This window comes from Massilia rubra (assembly GCF_011682065.1).
Lineage (GTDB): Bacteria > Pseudomonadota > Gammaproteobacteria > Burkholderiales > Burkholderiaceae_D > Telluria_A > Telluria_A rubra.
Window position 1 is genome coordinate 1 of sequence record NZ_VUYU01000027.1, and the last position, 14,774, is coordinate 14,774.

Annotated in this window: 12 protein-coding genes; 4 read left to right on the forward strand and 8 right to left on the reverse strand. The window is 62.8% G+C overall.

All coding sequences use genetic code 11. The annotated features are described in order from the left end of the window. Positions 1-181: 181 nt before the first annotated feature. The 8 genes from F0185_RS27520 to F0185_RS27555 form a co-directional block, all read right to left on the reverse strand. A complete protein-coding gene (locus F0185_RS27520; protein WP_229477223.1) occupies positions 182-991 on the reverse strand; it encodes an ankyrin repeat domain-containing protein in 810 nt (269 codons plus the stop codon). Then, positions 991-1,884, reverse strand: coding sequence for a hypothetical protein (locus tag F0185_RS27525; protein WP_167230228.1), 894 nt, complete (start codon positions 1,882-1,884; stop codon positions 991-993). The genes F0185_RS27520 and F0185_RS27525 overlap by 1 nt, the downstream gene beginning before the upstream one ends. A 378-nt stretch (positions 1,885-2,262) precedes the next feature. Continuing rightward, entirely contained in the window at positions 2,263-3,363 is a 1,101-nt protein-coding gene (locus F0185_RS27530) for a hypothetical protein (RefSeq protein WP_167230231.1), read from the reverse strand. A 457-nt stretch (positions 3,364-3,820) separates the two neighbouring features. Then, complete coding sequence (locus F0185_RS27535; RefSeq protein WP_167230234.1) at positions 3,821-5,086, reverse strand: DUF2863 family protein; 1,266 nt, start codon at positions 5,084-5,086, stop codon at positions 3,821-3,823. Between the two features lie 265 nt (positions 5,087-5,351). Then, complete coding sequence (gene acnA, locus F0185_RS27540; RefSeq protein WP_167230237.1) at positions 5,352-8,060, reverse strand: aconitate hydratase AcnA; 2,709 nt, start codon at positions 8,058-8,060, stop codon at positions 5,352-5,354. Between the two features lie 88 nt (positions 8,061-8,148). Then, positions 8,149-8,730 (reverse strand): hypothetical protein, encoded by a 582-nt coding sequence (locus F0185_RS27545; RefSeq protein WP_229477220.1) that lies wholly within the window; start codon positions 8,728-8,730, stop codon positions 8,149-8,151. A 12-nt stretch (positions 8,731-8,742) separates the two neighbouring features. Then, the gene (locus F0185_RS27550) at positions 8,743-9,738 is read right to left on the reverse strand and encodes an HpcH/HpaI aldolase/citrate lyase family protein (protein WP_167230239.1); all 996 of its coding nucleotides are present in this window, start codon (positions 9,736-9,738) and stop codon (positions 8,743-8,745) included. A 104-nt stretch (positions 9,739-9,842) separates the two neighbouring features. Next, the gene (locus tag F0185_RS27555; protein WP_166893975.1) at positions 9,843-10,832 is read right to left on the reverse strand and encodes a malate dehydrogenase; all 990 of its coding nucleotides are present in this window, start codon (positions 10,830-10,832) and stop codon (positions 9,843-9,845) included. Between the two features lie 308 nt (positions 10,833-11,140). On the opposite strand from F0185_RS27555, the gene F0185_RS27560 reads away from it, so the two are divergent. The 4 genes from F0185_RS27560 to sdhA all read left to right on the forward strand — a co-directional run bounded on the left by F0185_RS27560 (position 11,141) and on the right by sdhA (position 14,768). Further along, positions 11,141-11,938: a GntR family transcriptional regulator gene (locus F0185_RS27560; RefSeq protein WP_167230242.1), complete on the forward strand. Its 798-nt coding sequence runs from the start codon at positions 11,141-11,143 to the stop codon at positions 11,936-11,938. 273 nt (positions 11,939-12,211) lie between these two features. After that, the gene (sdhC, locus tag F0185_RS27565; RefSeq protein ID WP_370664080.1) at positions 12,212-12,622 is read left to right on the forward strand and encodes a succinate dehydrogenase, cytochrome b556 subunit; all 411 of its coding nucleotides are present in this window, start codon (positions 12,212-12,214) and stop codon (positions 12,620-12,622) included. Beyond that, entirely contained in the window at positions 12,622-12,987 is a 366-nt protein-coding gene (gene sdhD / locus F0185_RS27570) for a succinate dehydrogenase, hydrophobic membrane anchor protein (RefSeq protein WP_166893980.1), read from the forward strand. The genes sdhC and sdhD overlap by 1 nt, the downstream gene beginning before the upstream one ends. Positions 12,988-12,989: 2 nt before the next feature. Then, a complete protein-coding gene (gene sdhA, locus F0185_RS27575; RefSeq protein WP_167230245.1) occupies positions 12,990-14,768 on the forward strand; it encodes a succinate dehydrogenase flavoprotein subunit in 1,779 nt (592 codons plus the stop codon). The last annotated feature ends 6 nt before the right edge of the window (positions 14,769-14,774 follow it).

Genomic DNA, 14,774 nt, shown 5'->3' on the forward strand with positions numbered 1-14,774 from the left:
GGGATCGTCGCTCAGGCATTCGACGGTGAAGTGGAAGTCGCGCGACAGGCCCTCCACCGCGTCGATCCGGTTGGCCACGAGGCTGGCGGGGCCTCCGCTGGGAAAGTTCAGGCGCAGCAGGCGGTTGTTCTGACGGGTCATGCGGGCTTCCTTTGGGTGGGCATGTGACGTTGCATTGATATTATTTTCGAGCTGCGGCGGCGGGCGTGGGAACGCTTGCCGTTTTGCCGGCGAGATGCTGTTCCAGGCGCTCGACCAGGGCGGCATGGCCGCGCCGGCGCGCGCAGGCGAGGGCGTCTTCGCCGCGCTTGTTGCGCAGTGTCGGGTTGGCGCCTTCGGCGAGCAACAGGTTCAGCAGGTCGAGATTGCCGGTCGACGCTGCCATGTGCAGGGCGGTCTCGCCTTGCCCGTGCCTTGCATCGAGCGGGACGCCTTGCCGCACCAATCGCTCGGCCAGCGCCATCTGGATGGCGTGCTGCTGCGGTGGCGGCAGCGCTTGCAGCGCCAGGCTGTGCAGGGTCGTGCGGCCGCCATCGGCCACCACGTGCGGATCGGCTCCGCGATTGAGCAGCAAGGTGGCCATCTCCAGCGGCGGCGTGCCCAGCGCGTAATCCAAGGGCGTGCCGCCGCTGGCGTCGCGCGGACTGTCGGGCCGGGCGCCGGCGTCGAGCAAGATCGTTACGGTCAGGGCGTCGCCGCCGGCCACCGCCGCCAGCAGCGGGCTGATGCCGGCGTGGCAGATGTTGGGGTCGTCGCCCGCATTGAGCAGTTTTTTCAGCAGGGCGTGGCGGTCCTTGCCCAAGGCCATGAAAATACGCGGGGCGGCGCCGGGCCGGAAGTTGCGCGCGGTGTCCTGGAAAGCGTCGCCGCTGGTCGGCGCGTCCGTGCAGCGCATGGCGGCGCTCGCTGGCTGGCGTACCGGGGCCTTGGCCTGGGCCGGGGCAATGGTGACGAGCATGACGAGCAAGGCCGCTCCGGCCATCGGGCGCATCACCGCGCGCCTCCTTTGATGTAGTCGGCCTGTGCCTGGTTCAACAGGCGCTTGACCGAGTCGTACTTGGCCTGGCTGAGCAGATGCCGTGCCGCCTCCAGCTGGTCCAGCGACAACACGCCATTCGCGTACATCTTGTCCATTTCCGTGCGCAGCTTGATGATGGCGAACGAGGACATGACTTCCGGATTGAGCGCGGCCACCATCACATCAAGCACGGGGCCGACCGAGCGCACCACGGCGGTGCCTTTGGCGGCGCGCAACGCGGCCTGGCTGCCGGCCATGTCCTTGGCGGTCTTGGCCGAGGCCGCGTCGACCAGGGCGCCTTCGGCCTGCATGTACTGGCCGAGCCGGGAGTTGGAGAAGGTCGGGGTCTTGGTGACCAGGGTGCTGGCCTTGTCGCCGAGCACGTCCGCATACGGACCGTAGCGGTCGCGCTTCATCAAGTCCTTGAGCGTGCTTTCCATCCACTTTTCCATGCTGCCGCCGAACTTGCCGTTGGCCATGCCGGCCGAGGCGCTCATGATGTTGGCGGCGGCTTTCAGGCCAATCCCCGTTTCACGCAGGGGACGGAATTGGGCATGCTTTTGCAGCTTCATCCAGGCTTGCGGATCTTCCAGGCGCAGCTCGCTCATGACGCGGTCAAAGCGAACCGGGCTGTAGTGGCGCAGGTAGTCAATGTATTCGAGGTAGTCGTTCAGTTTCAGGCCGCGGATGCGCGCCTGCGCCAGCAGGAACTTGATGTGCCGGTTGTGCTCGTCGGCAGTACGCTCGCGCTCGCGCACCGTGGTGGTGGTGCCGTTGCGATTGACGGAAGAAACTTTGCCCGCGCCTTGCGGCCTGTCGGAGTACTCAATGGTGCCATCGGGACGCTGTATTTTATATACCGCCATGGACGTCCTTGACTGTCAGTTACAACATTAAAAGGATGCTATAAAAAAGCAATTGCTGTCATTTTAGCAAAATATTGCCCCCTCGAACTTACATTTGCAAAAATTTGAGGCAAATGCGCCACGGAATTGCCATTATTTGTTGTATTTATGATATTGGCGTTTTGTGCTGTGGTGGATGACTTGTCGTGGTCGAGGAGGTGGAGGCGGAGGGAGGGGCGGGCCGATGGAACGTCCCCTGCGGCCGGCCGGGCGTAGGAGGTTTGCGCGCTTGGGCGCCGCCGGTAGAGGTGGGCAAGCGCGCCTGTGCCGACGTTCAGCGGGCCTGGGTGCCGCTATCGAGGCCGAGCGACAAGCCTTGCGGGCGTTTTGCCGGCGGCACTAAAACCAGGGGCCGTCATCGAACGGGCTATCGTCGACAAGGCGCAAGGTCTTCAACCAGCGTTTGAGCGCGGCGATGTCGGCGAGAGCGGCAATCTCGGCCTCGATTTGCCCGATCTGCGCGCGCATGGCGGCAATGTCGGCGTGCAGCGTCTTCAGTACCGTTTTGGGTGCAGGACGGCGCGTCGATTCCCAGCCAATATCGCGCGCCAGCGACATTTCCATGTCGAACAGTTCGCCGCTGACTTCATCCAACTGGCCGCTGAGGATACGGTTGTACTGTTTGATGCGCTCATCGCCCAGGTTGTCCAGGCCGGCCTGGTCGATCTGCTCGACTTCCAGTTGCAATTCCAGCAGGCCGAGCAGGTCGTTGGCCGCGTAGGCGCGATTGGCGCGCTGCATCAATCCCGTCTTGCGCTCGCGCTCGGCCGGATCGGTTTCGCGGTCCGGATGCAGGGCGCTGGCGAGCTTGCGGAAAATATCGCGCACCGATTGCTTGAGTTTGTCCTGCTCGGCCTGGTGCTTTTCCTCGCGCTTGCTGAGCTTTGGCGGTTTGGCCGGCTCCGCTTGCTGGGCGTCGTGTTCGCGCTCGGCCATCTTTTCTTCGAGCGAGGCAAAGAACGCGTCGGGCGAATGGATGAAAGCGTCGGCATCGAGATCGAGGCCGGTGATGCTGCCGACCATCTTGAGCATGAGTGCTTTTTCCTCGTCCATTTCCTGATCGTAGTCGCGGCCGCTGTGCCTGTTGTAGATCTCTTTGATGAGTTCATCGTCATCGGCTTCCATCAGTTCCCATGCCATCGGACAGATCAGGGCTTGCAGTTTATCCCTGTCCTTTTTGCCTATCGCTTTGTGGGTGTATGCCTGGTCGTATATCACCAGCAATTGTTTGCGACGAGCGTCGAATTGCTCCGCCAGGGGGCGATACTCGCGGTCCGCCAGGGCATGAATTTTCGGCAATTCCTCGCGCCAGAGCGCCAGTTTGGCGCGTTCGGCTTCCAGCTTTTTGACGAGATTGTTGAATTGCTTGCGCGCGCGCGATGGCATTCCCGCGCTTGCGGGTGCGGCGATCCGAACCGGATAGGGGGAAGAGGTGGTCATGGGACTTGGGTTAACGACGATGGCGCAGGGGCTGTCATTGTAAGGGAAGCCCGATCGCCGGCATAGCGGGACACTGTTGGCCCGCATGGCCGGTGGGCGCGGGACGCGCGCCTGGAATAACAAGGTGACGGTGGGAGATGCCAGCGTGGGCAAGGCGCCCACGCGCTGCGGCGAACTAAGCGGACAGCTTGCTTACCACTTGAAAACCCGGGCCAGGGCCAGCCACCAGGTGATGAAAGTATCGATAAATCCGGTCAGGACCGGCACTGCCTGAAGCATGATATCGTCCATCGTCGCTCTCCACGGTACGTTGATGCGGCCCGGACGAGCCGCTCAGCGAGTGTAAGGGCTTGGTGTTTCGACATCTTGTGCGAGCCCAATAGAGACGGGGCGTCGCGCTCAAGCTGGCGTAAAAAAACCCGGGCACGCCCGGGTTTTTCACGCAGTGCAGCGCAACTCAGTGGAAGTGTTCCGTGCCCGCAGGCGCGTCTTCCGGCATTTCCGCATGTACCAGTTCGCCTGTCGGATCGGCAAACAGCGGCGCATCGCAGTCGTCGCAATACTCGGTCACAAAACGCTCGTTGTGGCGCTTCACGTGCGTTACGCCCGCTTCGTTCAGGTGCCCGATGATGTCGTCGAGCGGTGCTTTCGGCTCGAGGGCGCCGCCCAGGGCGGCCGCCGACAAGCCTTCGACCGGCGTGCCGTCTTCATCTTCCTGCCCGTACAGCGGCCACACGATGCCGTAGATCACATCGGTGGTCTGGCGCATGGTGAAGCCCACGCGGTACTCGTCGATCTGCCCCTCGGCCGATTCGTCGCCGAAGCCGGCGATGACGGCGCGCAGGTCGGACGCTTCCACGCCCAGGGTATGGGTCAGGTAGTGCACGGCGGCGCGCACCGATACCGGCCGGATCAGTTTGTCCGCTTCGCGGCACGCCACGTAATACGCTTCGGGCAGCAGCAGTTCGGTGCCGCAGCCCGGCAGCAGGCGCGAAATGCTCGGGCCGGCCTGCGCACGCCACTGTTCCAGCGCGTTGGCGCGTTCGACCATGAAGGTCGACTGGAACTGCGATTCCTGCCAGCGGAACAGCGGCGCGCCCAGCGGCGCCACGATGGCGACCATCAGGTAGCGCGTATCGGCCAGGAACGGTGCGGTTTCGGCCGGCTTGGCCAGCGGCTTGACGCTCGTGCCCTTGTGCGCGGCCTGGGCCAGCTTGTGCGTGGCGGCATAGGTCTCGGCATGGGTGCGCGGCAACTGGTCGATCGAGAACAGGGTCGGCGCCATGGCCATCTGCACGCCGTCGGCCAGCAGGTGCGCCGAAAAATGGGCGGACAAGGTCTGCAGCAGCTCGGCCGGAATAGTGCCGGACGCGATCGAAAAACGCGTCCACGCAAGAATCGGCGCCGCCACCAGCAAGGCCTGGAAGGTCTTTTCGACCCCGTCGTGCTGCTCGACCATGGTCGACGATTCGCTGACCGCTTCCACGCCCTCCATCAGGGTGTCGTAGGCGTTCAGGTCTTCCTTGAACAGCACGTTGAGGGTGGTGTCGACGGTTTCCTGGTGGCCGGTCTTGAGCAAGCGCTGGAGGTGGGTGTCGAGCTGGCGCTCCCAGGCCCGTTCTTCAATGCGGCTGGCCGCCTGGACGATCGCCTGGCTGATGCTGACCAGGCGCTGGCTCTCGGCCGACAACTTATGGGATGGATCTTTGGTTGGACGACGCATGGGGATAAGAGTCTTTGTAAGTGAATGAACGGATCAATAATGTCGGAACAATGATAAACCCTTATCTGCCGTATTGTAGTTCATTCCCCCGCCCACCATGAAGACGGCGCAAGAAGCGTGCGGAAAAGTTGAAAGGAAGGGTGATAGTATGCGCTCACTTGGCCGCCGCGCCGCATTTCGGGGCCAAAAAAAACGCCGGACGAATCCGGCGTTGGGCGATCCGGCCCCGCGCTGGCGCGGGACGGGATAATGACGTTTTCTTGCTTTACGCGGCCAGCAGCTGGCGCAGCACGAATGGCAGAATGCCGCCATGCTTGTAGTAATCGACTTCGATCGGGGTGTCGATACGCAGCAGGACCTTGACTTCCTGTACGTCGCCGTTTTCGCGCGTGATGACCAGGGTCGCCAGTTGCTGCGGCTTGATCTCGCCTTCCAGGCCCTTCAGGTCGAACACTTCCTTGCCGGTGATGTTCAGGGTTTGCACGCTGTCGTCGCCGATAAATTGCAGCGGCAGCACGCCCATGCCCACCAGGTTCGAGCGGTGGATGCGCTCGAACGAACGGGTGATGACCGCTTTCACGCCCAGCAGCTGGGTGCCCTTGGCCGCCCAGTCGCGCGAGGAACCGGTGCCGTACTCTTCGCCGCCGAACACCATGGTCGGCACGCCGTCGGCCACGTACTTCATGGCCGCGTCGTAGATCGACAGCTGTTCGCCGCTCGGCTGGTGAATCGTGATGCCGCCTTCAACCGCGGAACCGTCGGCCTTGGCCGGAATCATGCGGTTCTTGATACGCACGTTGGCAAAGGTGCCGCGCATCATGATCTCGTGATTGCCGCGACGCGAGCCGTAGGAGTTGAAGTCGGCCTTCATCACGCCGTTGGCCAGCAGCCACTTGCCCGCAGGGCCGTTTTCCTGGATCGAACCGGCCGGCGAAATGTGGTCGGTGGTGATCGAGTCGCCGAACACGCCCAGGGCGCGCGCGCCGGTGATGCCGGTCGCTGCCGCTTTCGGGATCATCTCGAAGCCGTCGAAGAACGGCGGCTCGGCGATGTAGGTCGACTTCGGCCAGTCGTAGACCTGGCCGGTGGTGGTGGTCACGTCTTCCCACAGCTTGCCCGGCGCGCCCTTGACGTCGGCGTAGTTGGCCTTGAAGACTTTGGAGTTCATCGCGAACTTCATCAGCTTGCCGATTTCTTTCGAGGTCGGCCAGATGTCGCCCAGGTACACGTCCTTGCCGTTGGTGCCCTTGCCGACCGGTTCGGTCATCAGGTCGCGCGTCATGTTGCCGGCGATGGCGTAGGCCACCACCAGCGGCGGCGAGGCCAGGAAGTTGGAACGGATGTTCGGGTGGATCCGCGCTTCGAAGTTGCGGTTGCCCGACAAGACAGCCGACGCCACGATGTCGTTCTCGGCGATCGCCGCGTTCAGCTCAGGGGTCAGGTCGCCGGCGTTGCCGATGCAGGTGGTGCAGCCGTAGGCGGTCACGCCAAAGCCCAGTTGCTCCAGGTATGGCAGCAGGCCGGCGGCGGTCAGGTACTCGGTGACCACGCGCGAGCCGGGAGCCAGCGAGGTCTTGATGTGCGGCGCAACCGTCAGGCCCGCTTCAACGGCCTTCTTGGCCAGCAAGCCGGCGGCCAGCAGCACGCTCGGGTTCGAGGTGTTGGTGCACGAGGTAATCGCCGCGATCAGCACGTCGCCATTCTTGACGTGCACGCCGTTGGTGGTTTCGTAGTGGTTGGTCAGGTCGGCCGGGTTCTTGTTGAAACCGTTTTCGGTGGTCGGCTTCGAGAACAGTTCGATGAAGTTGTTCTTGACGTTGCCGATTTCGATACGGTCCTGCGGACGCTTCGGGCCCGCCAGCGACGGGGTCACGCTGGCCAGGTCGAGCGAGACCACGCGGGTGTAGTCGATGTCGCCTTCCTGCGGCACGCCGTACAGGTTCTGCGCCTTGAAGTAGTTCTTGAACGCGGTGATTTCTTCGGTGGTGCGGCCGGTGCCTTCGAAGTACTCGATGGTGGCGTCGTCGACCGGGAAGAAGCCCATCGTCGCGCCGTATTCCGGGGCCATGTTGGCAATCGTCGCGCGGTCGGTCAGCGACAAGGTTTCGGTGCCGGCGCCGAAGAATTCGACGAACTTGCCGACGACTTTTTCTTTACGCAGCATTTCGGTGATGGTCAGCACCAGGTCGGTCGCGGTGCAGCCTTCGCGCAGGGCGCCGGTCAGGTTCACGCCGATCACGTCAGGCGTGAGGAAGTAGACCGGCTGGCCCAGCATGCCCGCTTCGGCTTCGATCCCGCCCACGCCCCAGCCGACCACGCCGATGCCGTTGATCATGGTGGTGTGCGAGTCGGTGCCGACCAGGGTGTCGGGGTAGTAGGTGTCGCCAGCTTTATGCACGCCGCGCGCCAGGTACTCCAGGTTGACCTGATGGACGATGCCGAAGCCCGGTGGCACCACGCCGAAGGTGTCGAAGGCCTGCATGCCCCACTTCATGAACTGGTAGCGCTCGTTGTTGCGCGAGAATTCCAGCTTCATGTTCAGGTCGAGCGCGTTCTTTTCGCGGTAATGGTCGATGGTGACCGAGTGATCGACCACCAGGTCGACCGGTACCAGCGGCTCGATGTTTTTCGGGTTCATGCCCATCTTGTTGGCGACGTTGCGCATCGCGGCCAGGTCGGCCAGCAATGGCACGCCGGTGAAGTCTTGCAGCACGACGCGGGCCACGACGAAGGGAATCTCGTCGGTGCGTTCGCCGTTTGGCGCCCAGTTCGCCAATTGCTTGACGTGTTCTTCCGTGACCTTCTTGCCGTCGCAGTTACGCAGCACGGATTCGAGGACCAGGCGGATCGACACCGGCAGGCGCGAGACGTTCACCCCAAGGCTTTTCTGGAGCGCCGGCAGCGAGTAGAACTTGCCTTTCTTGCCGGCCGACAGTTTGAAATCCTTGAGCGTGTTCAGAGTGTTGCGGGACATGACCTCTCCTTCAGTGGGGTATTTTATTTGGGAAGGCCGAGCGCGCTGCTGCGCGGCGCTTGTTCGAACTTCCCGTTTTTCAGTGTGCTTATTTTGCTGCAGGGGCGTCAAGCGCCGCCGGCGCCGCCACAGGCGGCACCGCTGGTACTGCAAGTTCGCCCGACGCCGGGGTCGCTGCCGGCATCGGCGGGGCGATCGGCTTCTCAACAACCGGCTTCATCTGCTCGGCGTTCTTGCATTCGTTGGCCAACTGGCGGTTCAGGCGCGAATCGAGCAGCATGCCCTTGGCCGGAATACCGATCCAGACCAGGCCGAAGGTCGGGTTTTCGAAGCGCTTGGCGCCCGTGGTCGTGCCCACGCGGGTCAGGCGGTGCAGGCGCTTTTTCCAGCGCAGCGCGATGTGGCCGTCGTCTTTATCGTTGTGGTAGGTCGTGACCTTGTTGCCCAGCTCGCAGTCGAAGTCGGTGGTGGTGGTGTCGCTGATGTCCGGTTCCGGCTCGCTGGCGACGACGTCGACCGCTTTCGGGTGCGCGCGCGCTTTGGACTTGGCCGGCTTGGCCTTGGCCGCCGGTTTTGCTTCGGCCGCGTTGGCCGCCGGGGCCGCGCACAGGGCGGCAGCCGCCATCGCCAGGGAGCAGGCGAGCAGGGTGTTCTTGATCAGGGTGGGCATCGGGACTTCCGTTCAGGTGGCTGGTTGTGGGTCGTTGACGAGGGCGGCGGCGGCGTCCGGCAGGGCCAGGCCCGCCAGTTTCGCGCGCTGCAGCACCGTCCAATAATAGCGATAGCTGGCGCGGTCGTGCAAGCGCCCGTTCTGCGAAATCGGTCCCCAGCTGGCGTTCTTGCCTTCGGTGAGGATGTTGGTCGCTTCGTTCACTTCCGACAGGCGCGGCGTGAAGGCCTTCAGGATCGGCTTGATCTGGTCGGGGTGGATGCTCCACATGCGCGTAAAGCCGAATTCGGCGGCGGCGCGCTGGGCATCGTTGGCGACCACGGCGCTGTCCTTGATGTCGGTGGTGACGTTGTGCGACGGCACCTTGCCGTGCGCGTGGCAGGCGGCCGCCATCTCGAGCTTGGCGCGCACCACCAGCGGGTGCGTGAACTGGCCCGGCGTGCGCATGGCCGCGCCCGGAATGGCGCCGTAGTGCGACGACACGAAGTCCATGATGCCGAACGACAGGCACTCGACCTGCGGCTGGGCGGCGATGGCGTCCGCTTCGCGCAGGGCGCCATGCGTTTCGACCAGCACGTGCACCGGCATTGGGGTGATCCGTCCACCCTTGGCGGCGTGCAGGTTGATCGCTTCGATGGCGCGCGCGACGTCTTGCGCGCCATTCGCCTTGGGCAGCACCACATAGGCCAGGCGCTGGGCCGCGCCGCCGACGATGACGGCCAGGTCGCCTTCGAAGAAGGGGCTGTCGACGTCGTGCACGCGCACGCCGATGCGGTTGTGGCGGTTGCCGTCGTCGTTGAGCAGACGCACGATCATTTGGGCGTGTTCGGGCTCGGCGCCGGCGGTGGCGCCGTCTTCGCAGTCGAACGTGATGTCGAACAGGGGGCCAAGCTCTTGTTGCAGGGCCATCGACTTGAGCATCAGCTTTTCGGAGCCTGCATAGTGGTCGCAAGCGGGGAGCAGCAAAGGCTGGCGTTTGCCCTGGAATAAAACCTCGGAGGGATGCATGATCATTTTCTCAGGTACATCAGCGCCTGTGCCGCTCGGGGCGGCACAGGGCGTGCGGCGAATCGGTGGTGTTACGGGGTCCACGAATCCGGCCGCGTTGAAACTCAGGCCAGCAGGTGGGCGACGCCTTCACGCTCTTCGGTCAGTTCCTTGAGCGTGAGGTTGATGCGTTCCTGCGAGAACTCGTCGATCGGCAAACCTTGCACGATCGTGTATTCGCCATTCTCGGTCGTGACCGGGAAGCCGAACATGGTGCCTTCAGGGATGCCGTACGAGCCATCCGAAGCAATGCCCATCGTGGTCCACTTGCCGTTGGTGCCGAGGTACCAGTCGTGCATGTGGTCGATGGCGGCGTTGGCGGCCGACGCGGCCGACGACAGGCCGCGCGCTTCGATGATCGCCGCGCCGCGCTTGCCGACGGTTGGCAGGAAGGTGTCGCGGTTCCAGGCGTCGTCGTTGATGGTTTCCTTGACCGAGGCGCCGTCGATCTGGGCGAAACGGTAGTCGGCGTACATGGTTGGCGAGTGGTTGCCCCACACGCACAGTTTTTCGATCGACGCGACCGGCTTGCCGGTCTTGGAGGCGATCTGCGACAGGGCGCGGTTGTGGTCCAGGCGCAGCATGGCGGTGAAGTTCTTGGCCGGCAGCGACGGCGCCGATTTCATGGCGATGTAGGCGTTGGTGTTGGCCGGGTTGCCGACCACCAGCACTTTGACGTTGCGCGAAGCGACGGCGTCGAGCGCCTTGCCTTGCACCGTGAAGATCTGGGCATTCGCTTCGAGCAGGTCTTTACGCTCCATGCCGGGGCCGCGCGGACGGGCGCCGACCAGCAGGGCGAAATCGGCATCCTTGAAGGCGGTCATCGGGTCGGCGTGGGCGGTCATGCCGGCCAGCAGCGGGAATGCGCAGTCGTCGATTTCCATCATGACGCCCTTGAGCGCTTTCTGGGCTTTCTCGTCAGCAATTTCCAGCAATTGCAGGATGACTGGCTGGTCTTTGCCGAGCATGTCACCGTTCGCGATGCGGAACAGCAGGGAATAGCCGATCTGGCCGGCAGCGCCGGTGACAGCAACGCGCAGTGGGGTTTTAGCCATGATGAATCTCCAAAGTGGGAAAGAAAACGGTCGAAGCAACGGTCGAAGCTGAGGATACGCTTGTCCGGGAAAACCGTAATGATACCAAAATCGGCTACCGACCTCGGACACCACCACCGGAACTTCCCGTCCCCGTCAAAAAAAGCCCGGGGCGATACGCGCGTATGCCGGATCGAACGCGAGTGTAGGCGCAGGTCGGCAATCTGTCAATTCGTATCATATATCTTATATAAGACACCTTATATAAAACACCTGCCTGCGGCGATTGCACTGGACTGGCAGGCCCGTTTGTGTTGAAATCCGGGTCTATGAATTCCCTTCCGACCCTTCCGATCCCGCATGGACCAGCTGCCAGCGGGAGCGGCGCTTCCGCCAGCACCCCGGGCGCCTCACCCACCTTCAGCCCCCTGTACCAGCAGATCAAGGCCCTGATCACCCAGGGCTTGCAGGCGGGCGAATGGAAACCCGGCGAGATGATTCCCAGCGAGGTCGAACTGGCCGGCCGCTTTAAGGTCAGCCAGGGCACGGTGCGCAAGGCGATCGACGAACTGGCCGCCGAAAACCTGCTGCTGCGGCGCCAGGGCAAGGGCACCTTTGTCGCCACCCACCACGAGGCGCGCGCGCATTTCCGCTTTTTGCGGCTGATGCCCGACGAAGGCGTGCCGCATCAGCCCGACAACAAGATCATCGAAGTCAAGCGCATGCGCGCGCCGGCCGAAGTGGCGCGCCTGCTGGACTTGAAATCGGGCGACTCCGTAGTGTATATCAAGCGCGTGATGTCGTTCGACGGCACGCCGACAATTCTTGAAGAAATGTGGCTTCCCGGCCTCCTGTTCAAAGGACTGACCGCGGAACGCCTGGTCGAGTACAAGGGGCCGATGTACGGCTTGTTCGAGTCCGAGTTCGGCACGCGCATGATCCGCGCCAGCGAAAAGATCCGCGCGCTCGGGGCCGACGCCGGCGCCGCCCAGTTCCTCGGGGTGGAGCCGGGCACGCCGCTGCTGTGCGCCGAGCGCGTCTCGTTCACCTACGGCGACAAGGCGGTAGAGCTGCGCCGCGGACTGTACCTGACCTCGCATCATCATTACCAGAATGACTTGTCATAGCGGCCAGAATGACTTGTCGTAGTTTCAAGACCAGTGTTGCCGAACCGCGCTTGACCCTCGATTAAGGCGGGCGCAGTGTGACGGTGCAGTGCACAAAACGGCCGTTCCGTTTAAAATGCATTGATCATAAGAAAGTAGCGAGCGTCGTTCCATATTGTTGCCGAACTTGCAAAGCGCAAGAGGAATATTGGTGCATTTCGGCAAAATGGGCGAAAATTGCGGGTTATTTACAATTTAGTTAGTCAAAGGGGAGGTACTGCCATGTCCGAAGCCGTGAAGGAAGTTCCAAAAAAAGAACGGCCCGAGATCCGTAACATCCATGTTACCGATTTAATGAACTACATAATGACGCCAGGCGCCTGGGTCTCGATTCTGCACCGCGTCAGCGGCGCGGCGATCTTCCTGATGCTGCCGTTCCTGCTGTACCTGTTCCAGCATAGCGTGCAGTCGGAAATGTCGTTCGACTATTTCAAGGGCATCCTCGCGCATCCCCTGGCCAAGCTGGTCCTGCTGGGCCTGATCTGGGCCTATATGCACCACTTCTGCGCCGGCTTTCGCCACCTGTTCATGGATATGCACATTGGCATCGAGAAAGATTCCTCGCGCAATAGCGCTGTCAGCGTGCTCGTTGTCAGCCTGATCCTGACCGCACTGGCTGGTCTCAAACTGTTTGGAGTGTTTTGATGGCAAAGAATAACGTCGGACCCAAGCGCCTCGTCGTCGGCGCCCACTACGGCCTGCGGGACTGGATGGCCCAGCGCCTGACCGCGGTGGTGATGGCGGTGTACACCTTCACCCTGCTGATCTCTTTTTTGACCGGCAATAACTTCACCTACGAAGGCTGGTCCCACCTGTTCTCGCAACAGTGGTTCAAGCTGTTTTCCCTGGTGACCTTCGCCGGCCTGTACTACCACGCCTGGGTCGGCATGCGCGACATCTGGATGGATTACATCAAACCGGTCGGCGTGCGCCTGACCCTGCAAGCGCTCACCATCCTGTGGCTGATCGGCTGCGCAGCCTGGACCGTACAAATTCTCTGGAGCGTTTAATCGTGGCAGCAATCAAAAAAGCACTTCCTACCCGCCGCTTCGACGCGGTCATCATCGGCGCGGGCGGCTCCGGCATGCGCGCATCCCTGCAACTGGCAGAAGCCGGCCTGAACGTGGCCGTGCTGTCGAAAGTCTTCCCGACCCGCTCGCACACCGTGGCGGCCCAGGGCGGCATCGGCGCGTCCCTCGGCAATATGTCGGAAGACGACTGGTACTGGCATATGTTCGACACCGTCAAGGGTGGCGACTACCTGGGCGACCAGGATGCGATCGAATTCATGTGCCGCGAAGCACCGAAGGTCGTCTACGAGCTGGAACACTTCGGCATGCCGTTCGACCGTAATCCGGATGGCACGATTTACCAGCGTCCCTTCGGCGGCCACACCGCCAACTTCGGCGAAAAGCCGGTCCAGCGCGCTTGCGCCGCGGCCGACCGTACCGGCCACGCACTGCTGCACACCTTGTACCAGCGCAACGTCCGTGCGCGCACCCACTTTTTCGTCGAATGGATGGCGATCGACATCATCCGTGACGCCGACGGCGACTGCGTCGGCGTGGTAGCGCTCGAAATGGAAACCGGCGAATGCATGATCCTGGAAGCGAAGACCACCATCTTCGCCACCGGCGGGGCAGGGCGCATCTTCGCCGCCTCGACCAACGCCTTCATTAACACCGGCGACGGCATGGGCATGGCGGCGCGCGCCGGCCTGCCGCTGCAAGACATGGAATTCTGGCAGTTCCACCCGACCGGCGTGTCCGGCGCGGGCGTGTTGATCACCGAAGGCGTGCGCGGCGAAGGCGGCATCCTGATCAACAGCAATGGCGAACGCTTCATGGAGCGCTATGCGCCGACCCTGAAAGACCTGGCGCCGCGCGACTTCGTGTCGCGCTCGATGGACCAGGAAATCAAGGAAGGCCGCGGCTGCGGTCCGAACAAGGACCACGTGCTGCTCGACCTGCGCCACATCGGCGCCGACACCATCGCCAAGCGCCTGCCGTCGATTCTCGAAATCGGCCACAAGTTCGCCAACGTCGACGCCACCAAGGAACCGATCCCGGTGGTGCCGACGATTCACTACCAGATGGGCGGCATTCCGACCAACATCCACGGCCAGGTGGTCGCGCCAAAAGACGGCAATCCGGTGGCGGTGGTGGGCGGCCTGTACGCGATCGGCGAATGCGCCTGCGTCTCGGTGCACGGCGCCAATCGCCTCGGCACCAACTCGCTGCTCGACTTGCTGGTGTTCGGCCGCGCGGCCGGCAACCACGTGGTGGCATCGAACCTGAAGCAAAAGGAAAACAAGCCTTTGCCGAAAGACGCGGCCGACTTCGCGCTCGACCGCATGAACCGCCTGGAAACCTCGACCGGTTCCGAGCGCGTGCAGGGCGTGGCCAACGACATCCGTTCGACCATGCAGAAATACTGCGGCGTGTTCCGCACCGACGAGCTGCTCACCCAGGGCTACAAGGAAATCATGGTGCTCGACGAGCGTCGCAAGCATGTTTCGTTCAAAGACAAGTCGATGGTGTTCAACACCGCCCGGGTCGAAGCGCTGGAACTCGATAACCTCATTGAAACGGCCAAGGCGACCATCACATCGGCAGTGGCACGCAAGGAATCGCGCGGCGCGCACGCCCACAGCGACTACCCGGCGCGCGACGACGAGGTCTGGATGAAGCACACCTTGTTCTATTCCGAAGGCAACCGCCTCGAGTACAAGCCTGTGATCACCAAGCCGCTCACGGTCGACACCTTCAAGCCGAAACCACGTACTTTCTAAGGTCAG

Coding starts and splice junctions, on each gene's coding strand:
- F0185_RS27520 (WP_229477223.1), bottom strand. CDS start 991: ATGCGCCCGATGGCCGGAGCGGCCTTGCTCGTCATGCTCGTCACCATT.
- F0185_RS27535 (WP_167230234.1), bottom strand. CDS start 5,086: ATGCGTCGTCCAACCAAAGATCCATCCCATAAGTTGTCGGCCGAGAGC.
- F0185_RS27525 (WP_167230228.1), bottom strand. CDS start 1,884: ATGGCGGTATATAAAATACAGCGTCCCGATGGCACCATTGAGTACTCC.
- F0185_RS27530 (WP_167230231.1), bottom strand. CDS start 3,363: ATGACCACCTCTTCCCCCTATCCGGTTCGGATCGCCGCACCCGCAAGC.
- F0185_RS27555 (WP_166893975.1), bottom strand. CDS start 10,832: ATGGCTAAAACCCCACTGCGCGTTGCTGTCACCGGCGCTGCCGGCCAG.
- acnA (WP_167230237.1), bottom strand. CDS start 8,060: ATGTCCCGCAACACTCTGAACACGCTCAAGGATTTCAAACTGTCGGCC.
- sdhD (WP_166893980.1), top strand. CDS start 12,622: ATGGCAAAGAATAACGTCGGACCCAAGCGCCTCGTCGTCGGCGCCCAC.
- F0185_RS27545 (WP_229477220.1), bottom strand. CDS start 8,730: ATGCCCACCCTGATCAAGAACACCCTGCTCGCCTGCTCCCTGGCGATG.
- F0185_RS27550 (WP_167230239.1), bottom strand. CDS start 9,738: ATGCATCCCTCCGAGGTTTTATTCCAGGGCAAACGCCAGCCTTTGCTG.
- F0185_RS27560 (WP_167230242.1), top strand. CDS start 11,141: ATGAATTCCCTTCCGACCCTTCCGATCCCGCATGGACCAGCTGCCAGC.